Source organism: Mycobacterium sp. E2327 (assembly GCF_001672675.1).
GTDB lineage: Bacteria > Actinomycetota > Actinomycetes > Mycobacteriales > Mycobacteriaceae > Mycobacterium.
This window is the reverse complement of sequence record NZ_LZKE01000033.1, coordinates 1-680: the sequence shown is the minus strand read 5'-3', so window position 1 is coordinate 680 and position 680 is coordinate 1. Positions and strand designations below refer to the sequence as shown.

General features: G+C 70.6%; 1 protein-coding gene. It reads right to left on the bottom strand.

Going from position 1 to position 680, the window contains the following annotated elements; genetic code table 11:
• Nucleotides 1-637, bottom strand: a 637-nt coding sequence (locus A5712_RS04425) for a VWA domain-containing protein (protein WP_156766408.1), incomplete at its 3' end; no start/stop codon positions are given.
• Between the last annotated feature and the right edge of the window lie 43 nt (nt 638-680).

Sequence of the window (680 nt, the reverse complement as noted above, 5' to 3'; positions counted from 1 at the left end):
CGCCCTGCGGCGCGTTGGGGTCCAGCGGCACGTTTTCGGCGCCGTCGGATTCCAGCACGATCCGCGCGGGTGGCGGCCCTTCGCCGCCGCCCATCACCGAGCCGACCGTGGCAATCGCCTGCAGCGCCGTGAAGATGCCCTCCCCCGTCGCGGTTTTCGGCGCCGGCTTCAACCCGTCGATCGCCGCCTTCACCGCGGCGCGGTTCGTCGTCGGCGACACCAGCAGTGAGGCGTTGGCGGCGAATTCGACCAGGCCCAGGTTGATGGCCGGCGTCAGCTCATCGGCGAATTTCTTGCCGGCCTCCTGCGCGGCGGCCAGCCGGTTGGGGGCGACGTCGGTGGACGCCATGGACTCCGAGACGTCGATGACCAGCACGACGCAGGCGCGGTTGCGCGGGATGCGCATGTCGTGCGTGGGCGTGGCCAGGGCGACGGTCAACAGGAACAGCGACAGCAGCGCAACCACGATGGGAACATGCCGCCACCACGACTGCGGCACCTCGGCCTCGGTGAAGCGGCGCAGCCGCTGGCGGCGACGGGCCTGCACGACGACATAGACGGCCAGCAGCGCCAGCGGGATCAGTCCGAAGAGCAGCAGGCCCGGGCGCTGGGTGAACTTGATGTCCAGGCTGCGCAGGTGGGTCTGTAGCCCGGCGTCCTGGATCGGGATCAGGTGGGCG